The organism is Pseudomonas sp. SID14000, from assembly GCF_002165135.1.
In the GTDB taxonomy this organism is placed as follows: domain Bacteria; phylum Pseudomonadota; class Gammaproteobacteria; order Pseudomonadales; family Pseudomonadaceae; genus Aquipseudomonas.
On record NZ_NFZQ01000163.1, the window covers coordinates 1 to 393 of the forward strand.

At 65.4% G+C, this 393-nt stretch carries 1 protein-coding gene; it reads right to left on the minus strand.

Annotation, left to right across the window (positions count from 1 at the left end; translation table 11 throughout):
• Positions 1 to 83 precede the first annotated feature (83 nt).
• A partial coding sequence (locus CAY82_RS27780) for an SPFH domain-containing protein (protein ID WP_256576358.1) occupies positions 84 to 393 on the minus strand: 310 nt, incomplete at its 5' end.

Consider the following 393-nt stretch of genomic DNA (forward strand, 5'->3'; position numbering starts at 1 on the left):
GCCTCCAGCATCGAGACCAGTGTGTCCGCCTCAACTGCCGGCATCCCGGCGGCGGTCCCGTACCTCGGCCGCGCTCGGGTCCGTCACCTGGAGATGGACGATGGTGTCGATGTTGACGACCACGTTGTCCTGGGTGGACACCGGCTGCGGCAGGTAACGACCTGCTCACGGAGGTCGATCCGGTTGCGGATCGTGTCGGGGAACGGGACGACGACGTTGAAGCCTGCGTTCCGCGTCCGCGTGTAGCGCCCGAAGCGCTCCACGATGGCGGCGCTGGCCTGCGGAATGACCTGGATCGTCTTGATCAGGGCGATGAAGGGGAGCAGCACCAGGATGATGAGGACGATGACGATCGGTTGCATCGCGACACCTCTTCCCGTCGGGCATCCAGTC